This window comes from Sporosarcina sp. USHLN248 (genome assembly GCF_037144575.1).
Taxonomy (GTDB): Bacteria; Bacillota; Bacilli; order Bacillales_A; family Planococcaceae; genus Sporosarcina; species Sporosarcina contaminans.
In genome coordinates this window covers 18,950-38,570 of sequence record NZ_JBBCZC010000035.1, presented here as the reverse complement: position 1 = coordinate 38,570, position 19,621 = coordinate 18,950, and the positions used below count along the sequence as shown (strand labels likewise).

Here is a 19,621-nt window from a genome sequence, read left to right as displayed (position 1 = left end):
CTTCTGAATGCGGTAGTCATGGATCTTCGTTGTCATTGCCCCACACTTAGGGCATTTGTGAGGCTGCCTCGGAAGCGAAACGTAAAGTGCGGTCCGCTCCCCAACCTCCTCAACCTTTTCAATGTTTACACCTTTTAATCCAGGAATATTCATGATAGAATTCATGTGCACGTATCACCTTTCGTTTACTTGTTTCTCGACAATTCAAGTATAAAAGAAATGGTGATTACGTGCTTTTTTGGGGTTCTATAATATTTGTGTGAATACCCCAACAAATATTATAGAACCCAAAAAAAGAGAGCGATCTCCGCTCCCTTTAGATCAAACCAAATTCCTTCGCTTCATGCTTCAGTTCTTCTCTAAATTTTGGATGTGCTATGCCAATTAAAGCTTTTGCCCGCTCAGACACCGATTTTCCGTGAAGCCGAGCAATACCGTACTCCGTTACAACATTGTCGACGTCATTTTTCGAAGTAGTGACGACAGAATCTATGGACAAATTCAACTTAATACGTGAAATCGCATCGCCCTTCACTGTTGAATGCATGCATATATACCCTTTACCATTCTCCGCAAGCCTCACGCCGCGCGCAAAATCCGCTTGTCCACCGGTTGAGGAAAAATATTTGCCCGCAACCGTCTCTGATGCACATTGCCCGTACAAATCAACTTCCGTCGTAGCATTGATGGAAACCATATTCTTTTCTTTTGCAACTTCATAAGGGTCATTGACGACACTTACAGGGAGGAACTCTACAGATGGATTATTATGAATGAAATCATAAAGCCTCTGAGTGCCGAAAGCGAAAGTGGTGACGATCTTGCCTTGATGTGTTCCCTTTCGCATGCCATCTACTGCGCCAGCTTCAACAAGGTCAACAATGCCGTCTGTCAGCATTTCCGTATGCACCCCAAGATGACGCCGATTTTTCAGCTGCCTCATAACTGCATTTGGTATTGCGCCGATGCCGATTTGCAACGTATCTCCATCTTGGATATCTTCAGAGACATATTCAGCAATTTTCAAATCCTTTTCCGTAATGACTGGCGATTTTTCTTCCGTCAACGGCAAGTCATTTTCAATAAATCCAGCAATTTGACTAATATGAATTTGATTTTTTCCGAAAGTTCGCGGCATATAGCGATTCACTTCCAATACGAAAGGAACCTTCCCGATAAATTCAGCCGCATAATCAGCCTGTGTACCAAGTGAAAAATAACCGTGCTCGTCCATTGGCGATGCAACAGCCATCACAATCGGTTTCTTCACCGTCTTCCTTAGCAATTGATACATTTCCTGAAATCGATTAGGAATTAATTCAACATGACCTTCCCAATAAGCTTTCCTCGTTGCCCCGCTCAGAAAATAAGAAATATGAGAGAGATGCCCTTTCATTTTTCCATTTATATAATCACGTTCATGCAGCGTCAACATTTGGTGCACTTTAACGTTATCCAACTTCTCATAATGGGCTTCAAGCAAATCCAATATCCCATGAGGTTCCCCATTTGAAAGTGGAATGATAATATCCGAGCCTTTATCAAGCAAATCGATGAATTGAAGTGGGTGCAAAAGCTTCGTCATTCGTCACACTTCCCTATTTCTTTTTATTCAGTATATTATAGACTGAGCGCTCGCTCAACTTGTTGAAAAGTGTGAACATACGTATAATAAAAATATGACAAAATTAACGAATGATCAAATTCAGCAATTGAATAATTATAGTATCTATTTGGAAAACCCGCAACGTCCCTTATTTTCACTTGAAGAGCTTTTACATGACGAGAAAAATAGGGATTGTCTTCTTCTCGTTCAAGCTGTCAGCTCAAGCCCTAATTTGACAGTTGCGGCATCGTTTTTCATGCGGCGGTTTGGCATGATGATTGCGATGCAGCTAACAAACCTTACGATGTATGATGAAATATGGGATGGACCTGCGGAACGGATGAAATTTGGTGCATTGGAAGAGTACGGCAATCGCACCGTCAGTACGTTTATCGAAACGGGGGATTGGAAGTCTGTCGATGAAGAGGATCGGATTGCTGTTATCCGCGGCATTTTAAGTATGGCGGACAGCGTTATTCGACAAATCCGTAAAACTGCTGCTGTTTCCCCGATAACATTATGGGAGAATATTTTCGGCTTTTTACTTTGGCAATATCATGTTTTATTGAACAATCCGGGGACGTCAGAGGAAGCTCAATTAGACCTTCAAATTCTGAAGGACGATCGAACTTGGGAAAGCATCGCCCCCCGTTCCCGTTTCGCAGCGTACTTGAAAGGCAAAGAACCATCCGAACTGCTGAACACGACAGTCCGGACGACATGCTGCCTGTCAAAAGACGTACCGGGGTTAATGCAATGCGGATTTTGCCCGCTAAAGTAATTTATTCCGTTGTGCGATACGCCAAATAACTTTGCTTTACAGAATAAATAATGCCGATCGCCGCACCGCCATAAAAGAATCCCATAAAAATTCCTGCCGCTAAATTATGAGGATGACTTACAAAAACAGATAACAACAAAGCTGTAACGGTCGCAACGGTAGACAACCAACTTGAAGGCACTTTAAACACCCATTTCGCCAATAGCACAATTATCAATACAACAGGCACAGCCCAAAATGCGTCCCAAATATTTGTATGGACAACGGGAAATTCAGTAATCATAACATCAGTCCTTTTTCAAATAGGATGTGCGTTTTTGTATAAATTACACGAAAGTATGAGGGAGAAAATGAGAGAATTTCAAGTGATGGGAAGCATTATAGACGAAGAAACTAGATGTAAACATTACAACTCAAAGGTAGATATTATTGCAATAAAGTTTCATTGCTGCAAAATGTATTTTCCATGCTATTCATGCCATGAAGAATCTGGTTGCGGTACTCATAAAGTATGGCCAAAGGATCAGTTTAATGAAAAAGCTGTCTTGTGCGGTATATGCAAGCATGAAATGACGATTGAAGAATATAAAAACTCCCAGTACAAATGCCCTTCATGCCATGCGGAATTCAATCCGGGATGCGGGCTGCATTGGGAGCTTTATTTTGAAAAATAGGAGGTGTCACTACATGCATCCTCGAGCTACCGCTTTAGGAATCATCATTAAAGAAGACGATATCCTTTTAGAGGAGAAAATAGGGAAACACTCACAAGGAAATGGTTATTATTATCGTCCGATCGGTGGGACGATTGAGTTTGGCGAGACGTCCGACGAGACATTAATAAGAGAATTCCGCGAAGAAATAGGTGCCGAAATCAGTATTATTCGATATATAGCATGTCTCGAAAATATATTTACAATAGAGGGCAATATTGGACATGAAATTACTCAAATCTATTTAGTGGAGCTTGTAGATAAAAAACTTTATGAGAATGCAACCTTTGCAGTAAAAGAACAAACTAAAGTAACGACTGCAAAGTGGATATATAAGGAAGATCTATTTTCAGGCCAAAAGAGCATTTATCCTAATGGCATTGTCAATTTGTTAAAAGGCATATTTTATAAGAGTTAAGAATCACTTCATACAGGTGCATATGAACATCGATGCATCCTTCTTCATAAAAATATTTTTCCCATGATGGAATGTTTTAATATCAATTGAAGTAAAGCCAACTTCAGCCAACACTTTCTCCAATTCATCATGCAAAAAGCCGTTATGGACTTTCGGGTGGCTTATTTTATCGTTTTTATCAAAATCAATAATGATTAGCTTGCCCCCATCGTTCAATACTTCGAATAGTTCATGTAAAATTTTCTTCGTCTCCGGTATATGAAGAAGAACTAATGATAGTAAAACGATGTCTGCCTTCAGCCCAGGATTCCCTATCGTAAAATCGGAAGAAAGCACTTTCGCATTCGTAATTCCTTTATTGGATATTTTAGCATCCGCAACCTCTAGCATTTGCTCTGATGAATCAACCAATAAAACAGAATCAACCAAATCCGCAACTTCAAGCCCAATTAGGCCAGTGCCGCTCCCATAGTCTATTAAAGATTTTGATGCACGATCGCTCAGCTCCGATCTTACTTCCTTGATGATCACTTTAGACAACTCGATTCTTTCTTCTGTATCGTATTTTTTTGCCATTTGTTCAAAAACGTTACTTTCCATTTTGCACTCTCCTACCTAGCGGAATAGACCGGACTTCATATGCCCGGCACCGCTCTTATAGATTAAGTTAAAACGCACCAGATCCTCCACCGCCGCCTCCGACGCCACCACCTCCAGATGAAATCGAAGTGGAACTTCCACTTGAAGAAGGAGAGGCATCGTTATTGGCTGTTGCAAATGTTTGCGTCATGAACATAGGATTATAGGCAGCATAATAATGATCATTTTTACGATCTGAACGCTGTTCGGCTCGTTCAAATTCGTTGTATAGCTTTTCTAACTTACCATCTTTCACACCGATTCCATAAATATATGCTCGGTATTTATCGTCGACAGGCAACCTCTCCCACTCTTCCGCGCTCACTTGCTCAAAGTGTTTTCTAAATCGTTTCCATTCTTCCTTTATTTGTAAACCTTTCAAATTTCGAGGTTTGTAAAAGAATGCAATACACAGCCCAACGAGCGCTAGTCCAATCAAAATTGCCATAGAGAGATATACTTCATAGCGTCCCAACTGCACAATGACCGGAATAAGCGCAATGCTTAATAAACCCGCTGACCAGCGTAACCCAATTTTCTCTTCATATAGTTGAGCATCTTTCACTTCCTGTAAAATTGCAGTTTTCCAAGTATGAAGTGTATTACTATACGATTCATGATTTTCTTCGTTTTTCGTATACGTCTTCAAATCCTCAAGCGTAAATTGTTCACCATCTCCAACTTCGTTAAACAATAAATCGATTAGTGCTGCTTCATGATTATTGACACCAGATGTATGTAGAAGTCCAAAAGACTCGTCTGTTACTTGTTTCACATAGCCTTTTCTAATTAAATCCAATAACGAAGCAGACATCACCTCAGGTCCAAGCCCAGAAGGGTGAGTATAATAAATCGTCGCCGGCATTGATAACGTTTCTTTCGGAATGAAACCGTCCTCCATTAACGAGTGCACCATTTCTCGATTATCTTTCCTCTTCATAACCATGTACACAAGCAGTCCGAATAAAAAGGCAACAAAAGCTATTATTGAGTAGCTACCGACTTTCCCCATACTTTTCTGCGCCGTTAGAAACGCAGTCCGATCTTCTTCAATTTTCTCCTTATCCGCCTTCAACGCATCACGGATTGTTCCCTTTTCTGCATTTATACTTGAAAATAGAGAAGGCTCATAAATGACTCGGATATCGCCGTTCGTACTGTCCGGAACTTTACCGAAGTCAAAAACGACAACTCCATCTGCTTCAAGGACGCCCTTTCCATAAGCAGCGTCATACCCAAGATAATCTACATCCATTGCTTTCGCGGGTGGATGCACAGATATTTTCAGTTTACCGTAATCCGTTTCATTTCTTTTATCAAAAAATGGCCAATAAAATTGCGCTCCATCTTCATACTTCTCTACACCATTTCCAATTTGATAATGCAGCTCAAAGCGTACAGTTTCATTTTTCCCTGATCGATAAACTTTATAAAGCTGCCCCTTTTTTTCAACCTTCAATAATTTACCGTTTTCATAGGCTTCAAAACGATCAATGGAAGATCCTTTTTTCGGGCTAATCTCACGGGAAATCCCATTAAATTTTCCATCAAAATCATACGTATGCTTTTCAACGACATCCACATGTCCATTTTCTTTTAGGTAGACATCAATTTGAACATCGGAAATTTCGAATTCAACAGCATTTGCTGTAACCGGAATTACTAAAAGAACTATGAAAGCCAATATCGAAATAAAATTACTCCATCTCATTGCATTCACCTCTTCTTACTTTTATTTTACGGAATAAGCAAAGTGAAAGTTTCATATTTGAAGAATGCCCATCCTATCGTATATAAGTAAACCTTATTCGGCCGCCTTTCTCCAAATCGGTTTATTACGTTTTCATGATGCGTTTAAAGAAGAAACACATTATTCGCATTAATACTATATCAATATAAAGTTTACAAACCATTCTCACTTCTATATACTTGGCATGAGCTAAAACGTTAAAAAAGAATAGTAGAAATAGGTTTTTCAAACCGTTGCTATAAAACTGTTTGAGACTAAGAGGGAAGTTGGTGAGAATCCAACACGAACCCGTCACTGTAATCGTCGAGGAACGTCCCATTTATCCACTGCGCTAATAGCGTGGGAAGGAGGGACCATCCGTTGAACCGTAAGTCAGGAGACCTGCCTATTTCGATTATCGGCTTCCTCGGGATATAGGAATGCTTGAAATATCGGTTTTGCCGTCCTTTTGGATTTGATGACAGCCGTTCTTATTTTCATGCGCTTTCCCCCGAGGAAAAGCGCTTTTTTGACGTTCACCAACAAAAGGAGGACTATAATTTTGCAAAACATGATGAAACGTTGGGGACTATTCAGCCTAATCTTTGTCTTATCCATGGCCATTTTGGCTGGATGCGGATCAGAATCGGCAAACCCTGCGAAGCAATCGGGCCAAGAAGGTCAATTAACTGAAACGGATAAAACTCAAGAGACAAATAAAGATGAGGCACTTTTCCCTGTCACATTTACCGATGATGCTGGACGTGAAGTGACCATCGAGGAAGAACCTGAAACGCTCATCTCGATCCAGACGAGCAACACAGAAATTTTATACGCCCTTGGTGTAGGGGATCGTCTCATCGGCGTATCCGATTACTGCAACTACCCTCAAGAAGCGCTGGAAGTACAGAAAGTCGGCGGACAAGATATGGATGCCGAGTTAATCATGACACTTTTGCCGGATGTCGTGTTTGCTACAAAATATCATTTTGATAACCATGAAAACATCCTGAAACAATATGAAGATGCGGGCATTAAAGTTGTCGTTACAGGCAGCGCCACTTCATTCGACGATGCCTACAACACGATGAAAATGCTTGCAACTGCTACAGGCACGGAAGACAAAGCAGATGAAATTATTCAAGATATGAAAGATCGCCGTGCTGCAATTGAAGAAAAAGCAAAAGAGATTACAAATCCCAAAAAAGTTTGGGTTGAAGTTTCACCCGAACCGGATATCTTTACGACTGGAACGAATACATTCATGCATGAAATGCTTCAAACCATTCATGCTGTAAACGCCGCGGAAGCACATGAGGGTTGGGTGAAATTGACCGAAGAAGAAATTGTGGCCCTTAATCCGGACGTCATCATTACAACATATGGCTACTATGTAGAGAATCCTGCAGATGGCGTATTGGCCCGTGATGGATGGCAGGAAGTCAATGCTGTAAAAAATGGACAAGTGTTTGACGTTGATAGTGATACGGTTACACGTCCAGGTCCACGCCTAATTGAAGGAGTCGAGCAGCTTGCGAAACTTATTTATCCGGAAGTTTTTGGGGAATAAAATTACCTATCTTTATATCGCAAGTATCGGGGTTGTACTTTGTGCAACCCTTCTTGGCATATTCGTCAGCAGTGTAAAGTTTCCGATATCGACTATTCTTCATGTCGTGACAGATAAAACATTTGGGCTTGGTTGGCTGACAGAGGTTCCGAGAAACGAGGAGCTAATTATTTGGAACATCCGTGTTCCCCGCGTATTATTGGCCTTCCTTGTCGGTGCTTCCCTTTCGCTTGCCGGTGCCGCATTCCAAGGACTTCTCAGAAATCCTTTAGCCGACCCCTACACGATCGGTGTCTCATCAGGTTCTGCCTTAGGTGCCGTAACAGTTCTATTTTTTCAATATACAATTTGGGGGCTCGGCAGCTATACATTGCCAATCGTCGCTATTCTAAGCGGATTTTTCACATTATTTATCGTCTTCGGCCTAGTTAGGTTAAGCAGTCGAAGCTTGGCGATCGAAACGATCATCCTTGCCGGGATTATTGTCGGCGCTTTCGTAGGAGCACTTACTTCGTTAATGATTGCATTAGGAGATCGAGATGCGATGGCGCAAATCATTTATTGGCTATACGGAAGCGTAGCCATGCGTGGTTGGAGCCATGTGCAGCTGATCATCCCCTTCCTTGTGATTGGAGCAATCATCCTACTAGCCCATTATCGGGAACTGAACGCTTTAGCTCTTGGCGAAGAAGCTGCAGATCATATCGGGGTCAATGTGAAGCGGGGTAAAATACTCATTTTGATTGGTGCATCTCTCCTTACCGGATCGGCAGTCGCCGTTTCTGGATCGATCGGTTTCGTCGGATTAGTTGTCCCCCACTTAGTACGGCTCATGACTGGACCGAACCACCGGAATGTCCTCCCGTTGTCCATGCTTCTTGGCGGTGCATTTCTTGTCTTGGCTGATTTGCTTGCACGGACAGTGATCGCTCCGAAAGAGTTGCCGATCGGTGTTATTACCGCTCTAATCGGAGCACCTGTATTTGCATTTCTATTAATCCGAGATCGAATTGGAAGAGGGGAACAGCGATGATCACAGTCGAACATCTAACAGGCGGTTATGGGAAAAAGCCAATTATCCGTGATCTCCAATTCGAAATCCGTAAAGGGGAATTCTTCGCTCTATTAGGACCGAACGGTAGCGGTAAATCGACAATTTTCAAATTGATTACCGGTCAACTGCCGATCACATCCGGCTCCATTTTGATTGACGGGAAACCGATGTCGCAACTAACAAAGTTAGAGAAGGCACGGAAAGTGGCTGTGCTTGCCCAAGAAAGCCAAGTAACATTTGATTTCACTGTCGAAGAAATCGTAAGCCTTGGGCGATATCCCCATCAGACCGGTCTCTTCAAGCGACTATCTCCGGAAGATAAGCAAGTCATCGAGGACGTTATGCACATGACACGCATTGAGCAATTCAGAAGTTTTCAGTTCAGAACATTAAGCGGGGGAGAAAAACAAAGGGTTTTGTTGGCAAAAGCGCTAGCGCAACAACCCGAAGTTCTTTTATTGGATGAACCAACCAACCATTTGGATATTAAGCATACGTTCCAAATACTTACTATGCTGAAGAAATGGCAGCGATCAAAAGATTTAACCATTTTCGCCATCCTGCATGATTTGAATGTCGCTTCGCTCTATGCAGACCGAGTTGCCCTACTCCATAAAGGCAACTTCCTTGAAGTGGGAGATGTGAACATCTTGCGAAAGGAAAATCAGCTGAAGAAGGTGTATGAGGTTGATGTTAAAACACAGGCACATCCAGTTGTTGCCAAGCCTCAGCTGCTCATGACGCCTATGTTCGAGGAAACGGATGCCTCAGTTGCCCTTATTGAAAGTTTCTTTGTAGATCGCAAGGAGGACCATCTGATCGTCCATTTTACAGAGCCTTTGCGGACTATTTCCAATGCTGCAATCGGCAGTGGCATCCAGTGGTTTAAACACTTTTGCCTTATGAATCAACCATCTGCCCATACAAGCCGTGAACAGCTGAAAACCATGTTGGAAAAGTATGGCATTCCACCTGAACAGGCATCTATCGTGATATGCTCCGGAAATCTGAATGACGCTTTCATTATGGAACGGCAATTAAATGGCGTGGACATTTTACTTATTACAGCATTCGATGAAGCGGTCCACCTTCTTCTGTTCATCGATGCACCATTAGATGATCGGACATTGTTCGATTTTTACATGGCAGCGACAGAAGCGAAAGCGGCAGCGTTCCAGCGAGCCGGAATTCCGTTGGAAACGGACAGGCAGGATAGCCTCGTCATCGCTGCAAACCTACAACACAGTCTTCCGGGTGAAGCGATCGAGTCGATTTCCCGCGGACAGATCGGACAACTTATCTTATCCGAAATGACCGAAACGCTGCTACAGAAAGTAGGAAAATAAAGGAGGGATGTTGTATGGCGAAACGAAGACTCGTAATTGCAGGTACGAACAGCGGCGTTGGAAAAACGACTTTAACCATCGGAATAATGGCTGCCCTGATGAAAAAGGGATTGACTGTGCAAGGATTCAAATGCGGTCCAGACTATATTGACCCTTCCTATCATACGGCAGTAACAGGTCGGATTTCCCGTAACGTGGACAGCTATATGTTAGGACGGGAAACGGTATTGGATGTATTCACACATGCGAGCCGCGGTGCGGATATTTCAATTATGGAAGGTGTTATGGGCTTTTTCGATGGGAAAGACCCGAAAAATGATATTGGAAGCACAGCAGATATTAGCGTTATTACGAAAAGCCCGGTGTTGTTAGTCGTGGATTGCGCTAGCATGGCAAGAAGCGCGGCAGCTATCGTGAAAGGGTTTCAAACATTGTCATCCAAACCCGACATTGTAGGCGTAATTGCCAATAAAGTTGGAAGTGAAGGCCATTTCAACATTGTGAAAACCGCCATCGAGCAGGAATGCGGCATTCCGGTTATCGGGTATTTGAAGCGGGAGAATGAAATAGAAATTCCTGAGCGCAGCCTTGGGTTAATTCCTTCAATTGAACGAGGCGAGCTTGACCAATTTTTCGAGCGACTCGGGGAATTGGTTTCAAATACTGTTGATCTTGATAAACTACTTGAAATTTCAACAGTAGAGCCTCTTTCCTTTCATGGAAAAGAATCGCTCTTTTCCCGTTCGGAAGTTCCTGTTGTTCAAATCGCTGTCGCAAAAGATATAGCCTTCAGCTCCTATTATGAAGAGAACTTCGAACTGCTGAAATCCTGCGGTGCTGAACTCGTGCCGTTCTCCATAATGGCAGATGAGCCAGTCCCACCAAATTGCAGCGGATTATACATCGGTGGGAGTTTGCCGGAAGAATTTGTGCTCGCAGTAAGCAATAGCGAGCGAGCGAAACAGTCGGTCTTAGAAGCAATTATGAGCGGCATGCCAACATTTGCGGAAGGTGGAGGCTTTAGTTTCTTAACGCAATCCATCACGTTGACGAACGGTGAAACAGTGGAGATGACTGGAGCTATTCCAGGAAAAGTAACAATGCATTCATCGTTAAAAGCAATTGGCTATCGAGATATAAAAGGCTGTAAAGAAAATTTCCTGCTCCCTGCTGAAGGACAAGCAAAAGGACATGAATACCACTATTCCACTTTCGAATCGGACGTACAGCAATATGCCTATGCAACGAAAGGAATGCGCGGCACGAAATTAGATGGCTACACTACTGAAAACCTTGTTGCAGGATTCGTCCAATTCCACTTTGCAACTTGCTTGCATATGGTCGAAAGATGGATAAAAGCGTGCACAACTTATCAAAATACACAAATGGAGGTACATCATGGGGAAAGATAAAAAAGGACTAACACTCGTTTATACAGGTAATGGAAAAGGGAAAACAACTGCAGCGTTGGGCATCGCCTTGCGCAGCACGGGTCGAGGCATGAAAGCGAAAATTTATCAATTTATTAAATCTCCTGAACGAACTTATGGCGAACAGATCGCTCTGAAAAAAATAGGCGTAGAAATGGTCCAATTAGGCATCGGCTTCACTTGGACAAAAACGCCTGAAGAACATCGGGAGGCGCTGAAAAAAGCGTGGCCAATCGCAAGAGATGCCGTTATGAGCGGAGAATACGACGTCGTCATCCTTGATGAATTGAACAATGCCCTATCGATCGATAAATTCCCGATCGATGACGTCCTTCCAAAAGAGGAAGTGTTGGACATGATCCGCAACAAACCTGAACATGTCCACCTCGTGATCACTGGCCGAAACGCCCTTCCCGAAGTACAGGAGCTCGCCGACCTCGTCTCCGTTATCGAACCTGAAAAGCATTATTACGAAGAAGGCGTGGATGCGGTGAAAGGACTTGAATTTTAAACGATTAAAAGAGGCTGTTCATATGTAACGAACGCCTCTTTTTTCTGTTATGTGTAACATCGATTAGAGAGCGAACGATTCAATCGGCTTATACAGGGATATTTTTATACCTATTTGATGTTCCAATAAAGGTTGCGTATTGTTATGAATGAACGGAGTTCATTGTTTCCAATCAGCTACTCTTCTTAAAAGGCTCCCAAAACCAACATAGATTAATATTTTTCACAATAACTGTAACATTTCACCTATATAAACGTGTTAATAACGAGACGAGTAAAGAGGGGGGCCAAATGCAAAGTAAACGACAGCAATTAGGAAATTTGTATAAGCGATATGCTAGGTCCCTTTATTTTTACTTGCTAAAGTTATGCGGTTCGAAGCAGCTTGCGGAGGACCTAACACAAGAAACATTCGTCCGTGTGACTATTCATTTGCACTTATGAGGAAGAAGAAGCCCGTGCTTGGTTATTTAAAGTTGCGCGCAATGCATATTTGGATGAGTGGCGCAAACAACAGAAAAGACAGTCAATCCTCTTCCTATCGGCCTTTTCAGTAAAAAAAGAAATGATTAGTCCGTACGGGCTTCCAGAGGAATCCATCTTGACAGAGGAACGGAACGAACAACTTGAAGAGCTATTAAAATACTTACCCGAGCATTATCGCTCCATTATTTACGAGAGTACGAGGAATTTAGCTATAAGGAAATATCTGAAGCATTGCAGCTGACGGTTGACCAAGTGAAAATAACACTTCATCGGGCAAGGAAGCGATTAGCAACCATTGCCGACAAGGAGGGATGGCAGTATGACAGAATGGAATAGCGATTTGGAGAAACGGATACTCAAGAAATCCCGTTTCACATTAACATTTCGGATTCTCCGTATATTATTGTTACTGTTTTTGATTTATAGCGGATACATACTTTCAATAAACTTTGCTGCAGATAAACTACATATAGCGGATGAAAATGCCTATTACTCTAAGCTATCAATCGATTGGACTATACCAAATGTAAGAGGAGACCTTAATTTTACAGATGAAGAGATGACGTTATTTGGAACGAAGAAATTATCATATAATTTGATTAAAAAAGTAGGGAATTACGACAAAGTCATTGGCCAAGCGATGGTAGCAAAACGTCTTATTGGTCGATCAACTATTCAATTGACACATCCCGGGCTAAAGCAAGTGAAAGAATTTTCTTTTTCACTGCCTGTAGATCCTCGTACAGATAAACAATTGGAAGGCAATACTTGGCCGAATGTATGGGAAACATTATCTATGCTTCCTGAAGGAACAGTTGGAGAATTGGCTTTTTCTACAAATCGATTTATGGAATCCAACCAACTTATTGACGCTTTGGAAAAATACGATTTACATGTATTATGGATGCCTTTATATACAGGCGAGTTTGTAGAATATGAACCTTATGGCTGGAGTAGTGGCGGCGATAAATCACTCATAGTTCCTCCCTTTGGGCTAACCGGAGGAAATGATTACAGTGAGAATTTTCAGGGGTCAATGCGAATCCTTCGATTGGATAAGGAATCTCTTATTGAAAGTGAACAATTAATGCTAAAAAACATAGAAGACCTTTTAAACAAGTCATCGAGTTATTATGAGCAATTTTTGGGATTAAGCCATTTAGAGCAAAAATATCAGTATTTACAGGAAAACGGATTTACTGTATATGGAGATGTTGTCACAGGACCCGTAAAAGAACTGTTAAAACTGCAGGACGTATCATTTATTCAAGGCGAACAATTAGGTGAAGTGGAATTGTGGAACTGGCAATCAAAGAATTGAGCGATTCCATGTAAATGTGCGCGTATGTAAAGGTATTTCCTATATTTAGGAGATGAACTACGTTACGCGCTCTTTTAGCCATGTAGTTGTAGTACTTGTCACAAAACTTATCTGCGGGTTTTGCAGCCTCCATTTTTCCGTTCCAATTTCCATAAACGATAATGAAGTGACCCCAAAACAGGTATCCATCTGAATAAAACAGTTCAAACCATGCATATCGCACACGTAACAACGCCATTTCAATTACCTTTCCTCAAATCACATTTATTTCAATCCACGCTCTCATATAGAGAGCGACATGTCCACAAACTGCATTTCCTTGATGTTGCCATTTCAATCCACGCTCTCATATAGAGAGCGACAATTCATCCCTTGTTTGGTCCGAAAACTTCTTTTATTTCAATCCACGCTCTCATATAGAGAGCGACAATTAAAATTACCAAAAATAGGACAACTTTTCAATTTCAATCCACGCTCTCATATAGAGAGCGACACTGATTTCATTTTCTTGCCAGCTTCAATTGCAATTTCAATCCACGCTCTCATATAGAGAGCGACAAGCCATCGAGAAATTAGAATTGTACGGAGTAGATATTTCAATCCACGCTCTCATATAGAGAGCGACACCGACGTTTTATATTCCTGATTACGTTGAATGGAATTTCAATCCACGCTCTCATATAGAGAGCGACTCTTTATCTTTTTATCTATTTCTTTAACAGCACGAATTATTTCAATCCACGCTCTCATATAGAGAGCGACTTAAGACCACAGTAAGCGGAGATACATCGTTTGATTTCAATCCACGCTCTCATATAGAGAGCGACTCAAACTTTTTCGGTGTAATGTTGATGTTCGTCCAATTTCAATCCACGCTCTCATATAGAGAGCGACCGCCATGTGCGCCTGTACTTCCGTGCTGATTTCCATTTCAATCCACGCTCTCATATAGAGAGCGACAAGTATCGGCTTATTAACAGCACCCGGCGTCGGGATTTCAATCCACGCTCTCATATAGAGAGCGACCTTCTCGTCGTTCAGCACGTCCTTAGTTACACGAATTTCAATCCACGCTCTCATATAGAGAGCGACTACGTTGGTTAATGCGTTAGTTGCGTTGGACATTGATTTCAATCCACGCTCTCATATAGAGAGCGACACCGACGTTTTATATTCCTGATTACGTTGAATGGAATTTCAATCCACGCTCTCATATAGAGAGCGACCATTTCCCTGTTCGCTTCGCAACACGAGGCGACACAAATTTCAATCCACGCTCTCATATAGAGAGCGACTTAAGTGTACGCTCTCCATAGGTGTCACCATTGATTTCAATCCACGCTCTCATATAGAGAGCGACGACATAACGAGAGCGTTCAAAGACTAATTCTTCATTTCAATCCACGCTCTCATATAGAGAGCGACACCAAATTGCGAAGGTGCAAATGTAAGTGTTCCTATTTCAATCCACGCTCTCATATAGAGAGCGACGATGGCGCAAGCACCTTATGGATTTTATAAAGATATTTCAATCCATGCTCTCATATAGAGAGCGACGACTGGCCGACCACAAGGAGGACTTTAAATATGGCATTTCAATCCACGCTCTCATATAGAGAGCGACCGCAACATAATGAAAATTCTACTTCATATTCACTATATATTGTAGTGAATATGAAAAAGCTTTTTATTTTTCAACATACTTTTTCCGTTTCTTTCCTTTTTGAACAATTTCTTTGCGCGAACCTCCTAGGGATTTCATGTTCACTTAGGGTTCGCGCATTAGAAAATAAGAGGGTCTTCAACTTTAATTGCAGGTTTTGCACCAACATGCCTTACTTTTGTATCATATTTTTTACCTATTCGGTAATAGCGTAAACTATCAACATTTGGATCAATAATTTTCTCCAATGCTATTTCCAACTGTCGTAATTGAGTAGAGTCAACTATACATTCAAATACGGAGTTCTGCACTCGAACTCCGTATTCTTCACATTTCTTTGCAACCTTTCTTAATCGCTTTTTTCCATTTTCCGTTTGTGTCTGTACATCGTATGTGACAAGTACAAGCAAACTAAAACACCTACCTTATCAAGATTGGAGGATAGGCATCCAAATCGCCGCGAAGATAACGAGCTAATAACAATGCTTGGACGTGTGGAATAAGCCCCCATTGTATTTTTTCTTTCAGAAACGGGTGTGTAATTGTTTCTGGTTTTTCTTTTTGCCACAACTGCAAAAAGTTTTTACGTGCATCTTCTGTTAAAATAACCGCCTTATTTTCCTTTACAATAAAATCCTTCTTCGTTATTTGCTGCCTATTTATCATTTTCAGAACAAACCGATCAGCAACAATTGGCCTTAATTCTTCCATTACATCAAGCGCCAGTGACGTACGACCTGGTCGATCCCGATGTAAAAAACCCACATATGAATCCAGCCCTACCCCCTCAAGCGAAGCGGCAGTTTCGGATGCAAGAAGGGAGTAGGAAAATGAAAGCATCGCATTTACGGGGTCAAGCGGTGGTCTTCTATTACGGTTATTAAAATAAAAAACCTCTTTTTGATTAAGAATGCATTCCTCGAATGCACTATAATATACACTTGCAGCATTTCCTTCTATGCCTCTTAACGCATCCAAACTTGTGCAAATTCCCGCTTCGGATCTTGAAACTTTCAATCGATCAATAGCTTTCATAACCTTATTCGTATCAACGCGTAACGCATGATCTCTTACTGTTCTCTTTAATATTTGTTCACAATTGAAAATCTTACCGACAATCATATGCCTTGCTATTCTTGAACTCTCTTCTTTATCACCTTTTCCCGTAAATCTCAAGCCAAGTAGGCTAAGTGAGTGTAAGATTTAAATCCACGCTCTCACATAGAGAGCGACTGCGATATGTTGAGCATTCAATTTCACTATACTTTGTAATGGAAGTAAAAAGATATTCCGCTTTAATTAACATTTGTTTCCTTTCCACACAAATTAATTGCGCGAACCTCTTAGAGATTTCATGTCCACTTCAGGTTCGCGCATTAAAAATTAGTCAACTCTAATTACATTTTCCGAAAGTTAGTGTAGAGTTCTACTTCAATCCATATATTTATATAGGCGACATTAAAGAAACTGTACTATGACCTGCAACGATTGAAATTCATCCCGACACTTATGTAGAGTGCGATGTATTATTTGCGGTTGTGTGCAAGGCTGACAACATTGGTTCTATATAGTTTAAAAATCCATTGTCGTCTAATCATCTTCCTTATAAACCATCATATATTTCAACATTCAGACCATCTAACTTCTCAGGCACTAAGGAATCACTGTATCCTTCCATTTTTAATTTTTCACCAATTGATCTGTGTACTTTCGCAGAAGAATATTGGCCTAATTTAGAGTTGTGTTTCCACCAATATACTTTATTCACTTCCATGCTGCCATCAGGTCTTGCAGAAGATGAATCATTTTCAAACAAGCTAAGTAGCGACTTTTTGATCTTTTCTGCATCCTCATTTGTAAAACCTGTTTTCTCAGCTAATTGTGGATTGATGCTTCCGTATATTACATACTCCCCAAAGTCTACACGATGTTTCATTCCCATTGTATCTGATGTTTTTTGATCTGGATTTTTTTTGTTCGTTATTGAATTTACACTTTTGGTAATCTGGGTTGATATAATATCAATCGGATTAATACTAATTGCTGTATGAATCGAAACAGGTCCCCTTACCCCAATAGACACTTCCTCGCCACTAAAAGCAAAAACTTGTCCAAAACTACGAACATCAATCCAAGTATCACAAGCAATTTTTTCGTACATAATGTTATCTTTATTTTTTCCTTTGGAGTATTTTTGCAATTCCTCAATACTATCTACACGATCTTTTATACTTCTAAAGCTGTCGTTTCGTCGCTCATCGGATTGGACGAGTATCGATTCCCCCATGTCTTGCAATCTGTTACGAATCTTTCTCTTGATGCAAACATCCGATATTTCGCCATACCCGTCATAATTTTGTCGAGGACGGTTACCATTTAGCGGATCCCCATTTGGATTCGCGTTCCGCACAGTCAAAACAACGGCAAAATCTATTTTATGATCTAAAGTAGACATCTACATCTCTCCCTTTTCCACGTCTTTTTCTTTTTTACTTTTATATAATTCATGTCTTTGACTGTAAAAACCTAATAAGTACAAACCACTCAATGGTTTGTCCGTAAAGTCCTCAGGCTTAATCATAGAGCCTACTTCGTCTATTAGCTTATTAAGGTTTCGTAAACGCTGACCTTGTCTACTTGCTTGATAAGGTTGAATATTAGATTGAATGATTCCCCACGTTCTTTGAGGATGTCGAGCAAACGCATTCATGTAACGAATTGCATTTGTTGCACGTTTCTCCTCTTTATCAAGGACATTTCTCTCCAACACATCCGCAATCGCTAGTAGTCTTCCGAATAGATAATCTCTGTTGTCATAATTCACATCTAAGCCCACTGTCAACTCCTCCTTTTCAAATGTTTTTCGTACTAGTGCACAAGCAATACTCAATGTCTTTTCCCACTCCCACCGATCCATTCCAATAGGATTCGAAGCCCTGATGGTTGCACTACGCACAATGTCCAATGGAATATTTCTACCATCAATTATGGAAGGAAGCATTCGCTCAATTAACTCTTTAACTATCTTTTCGCTCGCATTCAGACCATACGCTGCGAAGGCAATGTCTTTAGTAGCAGGTGCCCCCATAAAGCGAATGAATTTCCCATCACTTTTTTTGTAAGTATGCAGCCAGTAGCATGAATCATGCCATTGGTTTAGTCGTTTTAAAAAGACTTCTTTATTCATATCCCGATAATAGACAACTGCCATTCGTCCGGGAGTAGCCGCCTCAACAATCATGATAATGACATTTGCTTTATAATCAAGATCTTGAACATAACCAGCAAATGCTCTCCTTACATGATTTGCATATTCCTGATGAGCCAGGTCGCCGACTGTGGACAATTCGTCTTCAGTGTAAAGCGGATCAATTTCATGTGTATCTGCAATTGGGTCTGGTATTTCATAATTATCTGTTCCCCAAACAACGAATACCTTGCCATCAATCGAAAAGCCTTGTTTTCCAATTAACCATTTCAAAGCATTATGCGCCTTTTGCGATACTTCGTAGCTTATGGACGCTGCTTCTTTACTCTGTTTAAACCTTCCACGATAGGTGAATCCGCTGGAATCGTTTGCTGAGATTAATTTTGCCATATCGGCAGCATGGCGGATTTTCGAAGCATGCCGTTCTGTGGAAGGTAGCATTTCACCTGTTACATAACATGTATCTATCGATTGCAAAGTGCTCTCATAGTAATGTATGAATGAATCATGAACTGTTTTGTCCCTCCAAATTCTTGACTCCGCCTCTCCGGGTTTGTGTACTATAAAGCGGACGAAGGCATCACTTTGATTTGACGCAACCACTTTGTAAATTTCGGGTCTCAGCCCATAGGCTTCATCTAATGTTTTATTCCACTTCTCGATGAATTTCTTATTTTCATCTACATAAATGATCTTATGCTTAATTAAATCTTGCACTAGATGCCCTTTGCTTAAATAATTGTATACGCTTTCAACTTTCGGATGGGAAAATTGAGAATTACACCAGCTTCTTAGCTGACCCAAATACTCTTTGTGGGGATCTGTCTTTTTAACTGCTCCACCGTATTTCACGTAATCCCCCGCGACATACATCAGCTTGTCGACCAAAGGATGTGGCACCGGAGCGCTTGTCCTACTGGAGGATGCTTCAGTACATGGAATAATTGTACTTGCATCCGTTTTATCTACCACTTTAGCAGACATGAAATTCCCATCCATATCCAACGCCACTTCAATTTGTACTTGTTGTGTCGTATGTGCAACGGGTAACAACACTTGCTCTTTATTATATCTTCCGGTTTGAAACACACCGATTTCCTTGGTATTATTTTCATACGTCTGATAAAGGCTTCGTAACCAAGACACG

Annotated in this window: 19 protein-coding genes, 1 pseudogene, 1 CRISPR repeat array and 1 riboswitch; of the genes and pseudogenes, 11 read left to right on the top strand and 9 right to left on the bottom strand. The window is 41.2% G+C overall.

The window, feature by feature from the left end; genetic code table 11:
- Positions 1-165 (bottom strand): annotated as a pseudogene (locus WFH04_RS13785) (ISL3 family transposase); the annotation flags it as partial.
- A gap of 151 nt (positions 166-316) precedes the next feature.
- A complete protein-coding gene (locus WFH04_RS13780) occupies positions 317-1,585 on the bottom strand; it encodes an acetyl-CoA hydrolase/transferase family protein (RefSeq protein ID WP_336824632.1) in 1,269 nt (422 codons plus the stop codon).
- Positions 1,586-1,679: 94 nt separating this feature from the next.
- On the opposite strand from WFH04_RS13780, the gene WFH04_RS13775 reads away from it, so the two are divergent.
- On the top strand, positions 1,680-2,387 hold the full coding sequence (locus WFH04_RS13775; protein WP_336824631.1) for a hypothetical protein: 708 nt from the start codon (positions 1,680-1,682) through the stop codon (positions 2,385-2,387).
- A 1-nt stretch (position 2,388) separates the two neighbouring features.
- Here the strand turns inward: WFH04_RS13775 and WFH04_RS13770 are convergent, their stop codons facing one another.
- Positions 2,389-2,670 carry a hypothetical protein gene (locus WFH04_RS13770; protein ID WP_336824630.1) on the bottom strand — a complete coding sequence of 94 codons (282 nt, stop codon included), beginning with the start codon at positions 2,668-2,670 and terminating at the stop codon, positions 2,389-2,391.
- Positions 2,671-2,725: 55 nt separating this feature from the next.
- On the opposite strand from WFH04_RS13770, the gene WFH04_RS13765 reads away from it, so the two are divergent.
- Positions 2,726-3,061: a CHY zinc finger protein gene (locus WFH04_RS13765; RefSeq protein WP_336824638.1), complete on the top strand. Its 336-nt coding sequence runs from the start codon at positions 2,726-2,728 to the stop codon at positions 3,059-3,061.
- Between the two features lie 13 nt (positions 3,062-3,074).
- Complete coding sequence (locus tag WFH04_RS13760; protein WP_336824629.1) at positions 3,075-3,518, top strand: NUDIX hydrolase; 444 nt, start codon at positions 3,075-3,077, stop codon at positions 3,516-3,518.
- Positions 3,519-3,521: 3 nt separating this feature from the next.
- On the opposite strand, the gene WFH04_RS13755 is transcribed toward WFH04_RS13760, so the two are convergent.
- Both WFH04_RS13755 and WFH04_RS13750 read right to left on the bottom strand, forming a co-directional pair.
- Positions 3,522-4,118: a class I SAM-dependent methyltransferase gene (locus tag WFH04_RS13755; protein ID WP_336824628.1), complete on the bottom strand. Its 597-nt coding sequence runs from the start codon at positions 4,116-4,118 to the stop codon at positions 3,522-3,524.
- A gap of 67 nt (positions 4,119-4,185) precedes the next feature.
- Positions 4,186-5,868, bottom strand: a complete 1,683-nt coding sequence (locus WFH04_RS13750) for a DUF2207 domain-containing protein (protein WP_336824627.1) — start codon at positions 5,866-5,868, stop codon at positions 4,186-4,188.
- A 240-nt stretch (positions 5,869-6,108) separates the two neighbouring features.
- Positions 6,109-6,310, top strand: a riboswitch (cobalamin riboswitch).
- Between the two features lie 150 nt (positions 6,311-6,460).
- Here WFH04_RS13750 and WFH04_RS13745 point away from each other — a divergent pair.
- The 8 genes from WFH04_RS13745 (at position 6,461) to WFH04_RS13710 (ending at position 13,603) form a co-directional block, all read left to right on the top strand.
- The gene (locus tag WFH04_RS13745; protein WP_486377087.1) at positions 6,461-7,456 is read left to right on the top strand and encodes an ABC transporter substrate-binding protein; all 996 of its coding nucleotides are present in this window, start codon (positions 6,461-6,463) and stop codon (positions 7,454-7,456) included.
- On the top strand, positions 7,419-8,489 hold the full coding sequence (locus WFH04_RS13740; RefSeq protein ID WP_336824626.1) for a FecCD family ABC transporter permease: 1,071 nt from the start codon (positions 7,419-7,421) through the stop codon (positions 8,487-8,489). The genes WFH04_RS13745 and WFH04_RS13740 overlap by 38 nt, the downstream gene beginning before the upstream one ends.
- Positions 8,486-9,856, top strand: coding sequence for an ABC transporter ATP-binding protein (locus WFH04_RS13735; protein ID WP_336824625.1), 1,371 nt, complete (start codon positions 8,486-8,488; stop codon positions 9,854-9,856). The genes WFH04_RS13740 and WFH04_RS13735 overlap by 4 nt, the downstream gene beginning before the upstream one ends.
- A gap of 14 nt (positions 9,857-9,870) precedes the next feature.
- A complete protein-coding gene (locus WFH04_RS13730; protein ID WP_336824624.1) occupies positions 9,871-11,268 on the top strand; it encodes a cobyrinic acid a,c-diamide synthase CobB in 1,398 nt (465 codons plus the stop codon).
- Positions 11,255-11,797 (top strand): cob(I)yrinic acid a,c-diamide adenosyltransferase, encoded by a 543-nt coding sequence (locus WFH04_RS13725; RefSeq protein WP_336824623.1) that lies wholly within the window; start codon positions 11,255-11,257, stop codon positions 11,795-11,797. Before WFH04_RS13730 ends, WFH04_RS13725 begins: the two co-directional genes overlap by 14 nt.
- 290 nt (positions 11,798-12,087) lie before the next feature.
- The gene (locus tag WFH04_RS13720) at positions 12,088-12,240 is read left to right on the top strand and encodes an RNA polymerase sigma factor (protein WP_336824622.1); all 153 of its coding nucleotides are present in this window, start codon (positions 12,088-12,090) and stop codon (positions 12,238-12,240) included.
- A 192-nt stretch (positions 12,241-12,432) separates the two neighbouring features.
- Complete coding sequence (locus WFH04_RS13715) at positions 12,433-12,618, top strand: sigma factor-like helix-turn-helix DNA-binding protein (protein WP_336824636.1); 186 nt, start codon at positions 12,433-12,435, stop codon at positions 12,616-12,618.
- Positions 12,602-13,603: an anti-sigma factor gene (locus WFH04_RS13710; RefSeq protein ID WP_336824621.1), complete on the top strand. Its 1,002-nt coding sequence runs from the start codon at positions 12,602-12,604 to the stop codon at positions 13,601-13,603. Before WFH04_RS13715 ends, WFH04_RS13710 begins: the two co-directional genes overlap by 17 nt.
- Before the next feature lie 266 nt (positions 13,604-13,869).
- Positions 13,870-15,227: a CRISPR direct-repeat array (repeat unit 32 nt; unit sequence ATTTCAATCCACGCTCTCATATAGAGAGCGAC).
- A 158-nt stretch (positions 15,228-15,385) separates the two neighbouring features.
- Here WFH04_RS13710 and cas2 read toward each other — a convergent pair.
- From cas2 to cas8c, 4 genes are all read right to left on the bottom strand, one after another.
- A complete protein-coding gene (cas2, locus tag WFH04_RS13705) occupies positions 15,386-15,676 on the bottom strand; it encodes a CRISPR-associated endonuclease Cas2 (protein ID WP_336824620.1) in 291 nt (96 codons plus the stop codon).
- 10 nt (positions 15,677-15,686) lie between these two features.
- Entirely contained in the window at positions 15,687-16,442 is a 756-nt protein-coding gene (gene cas1 / locus WFH04_RS13700) for a CRISPR-associated endonuclease Cas1 (protein ID WP_336824619.1), read from the bottom strand.
- Positions 16,443-16,869: 427 nt separating this feature from the next.
- A complete protein-coding gene (cas7c, locus tag WFH04_RS13695; RefSeq protein ID WP_336824618.1) occupies positions 16,870-17,721 on the bottom strand; it encodes a type I-C CRISPR-associated protein Cas7/Csd2 in 852 nt (283 codons plus the stop codon).
- Positions 17,722-19,620 carry a type I-C CRISPR-associated protein Cas8c/Csd1 gene (cas8c, locus tag WFH04_RS13690; RefSeq protein WP_336824617.1) on the bottom strand — a complete coding sequence of 633 codons (1,899 nt, stop codon included), beginning with the start codon at positions 19,618-19,620 and terminating at the stop codon, positions 17,722-17,724.
- Position 19,621 lies beyond the last annotated feature (1 nt).

Excerpts from the sequence above, each read along its gene's own strand:
- WFH04_RS13710 (WP_336824621.1), top strand. The coding sequence starts at position 12,602 with ATGACAGAATGGAATAGCGATTTGGAGAAACGGATACTCAAGAAATCC.
- WFH04_RS13770 (WP_336824630.1), bottom strand. The coding sequence starts at position 2,670 with ATGATTACTGAATTTCCCGTTGTCCATACAAATATTTGGGACGCATTT.
- WFH04_RS13745 (WP_486377087.1), top strand. The coding sequence starts at position 6,461 with ATGAAACGTTGGGGACTATTCAGCCTAATCTTTGTCTTATCCATGGCC.
- WFH04_RS13780 (WP_336824632.1), bottom strand. The coding sequence starts at position 1,585 with ATGACGAAGCTTTTGCACCCACTTCAATTCATCGATTTGCTTGATAAA.
- WFH04_RS13765 (WP_336824638.1), top strand. The coding sequence starts at position 2,726 with ATGAGGGAGAAAATGAGAGAATTTCAAGTGATGGGAAGCATTATAGAC.
- WFH04_RS13750 (WP_336824627.1), bottom strand. The coding sequence starts at position 5,868 with ATGAGATGGAGTAATTTTATTTCGATATTGGCTTTCATAGTTCTTTTA.
- WFH04_RS13720 (WP_336824622.1), top strand. The coding sequence starts at position 12,088 with ATGCAAAGTAAACGACAGCAATTAGGAAATTTGTATAAGCGATATGCT.
- cas7c (WP_336824618.1), bottom strand. The coding sequence starts at position 17,721 with ATGTCTACTTTAGATCATAAAATAGATTTTGCCGTTGTTTTGACTGTG.
- WFH04_RS13755 (WP_336824628.1), bottom strand. The coding sequence starts at position 4,118 with ATGGAAAGTAACGTTTTTGAACAAATGGCAAAAAAATACGATACAGAA.
- WFH04_RS13725 (WP_336824623.1), top strand. The coding sequence starts at position 11,255 with ATGGGGAAAGATAAAAAAGGACTAACACTCGTTTATACAGGTAATGGA.
- WFH04_RS13760 (WP_336824629.1), top strand. The coding sequence starts at position 3,075 with ATGCATCCTCGAGCTACCGCTTTAGGAATCATCATTAAAGAAGACGAT.
- WFH04_RS13775 (WP_336824631.1), top strand. The coding sequence starts at position 1,680 with ATGACAAAATTAACGAATGATCAAATTCAGCAATTGAATAATTATAGT.
- WFH04_RS13730 (WP_336824624.1), top strand. The coding sequence starts at position 9,871 with ATGGCGAAACGAAGACTCGTAATTGCAGGTACGAACAGCGGCGTTGGA.
- WFH04_RS13735 (WP_336824625.1), top strand. The coding sequence starts at position 8,486 with ATGATCACAGTCGAACATCTAACAGGCGGTTATGGGAAAAAGCCAATT.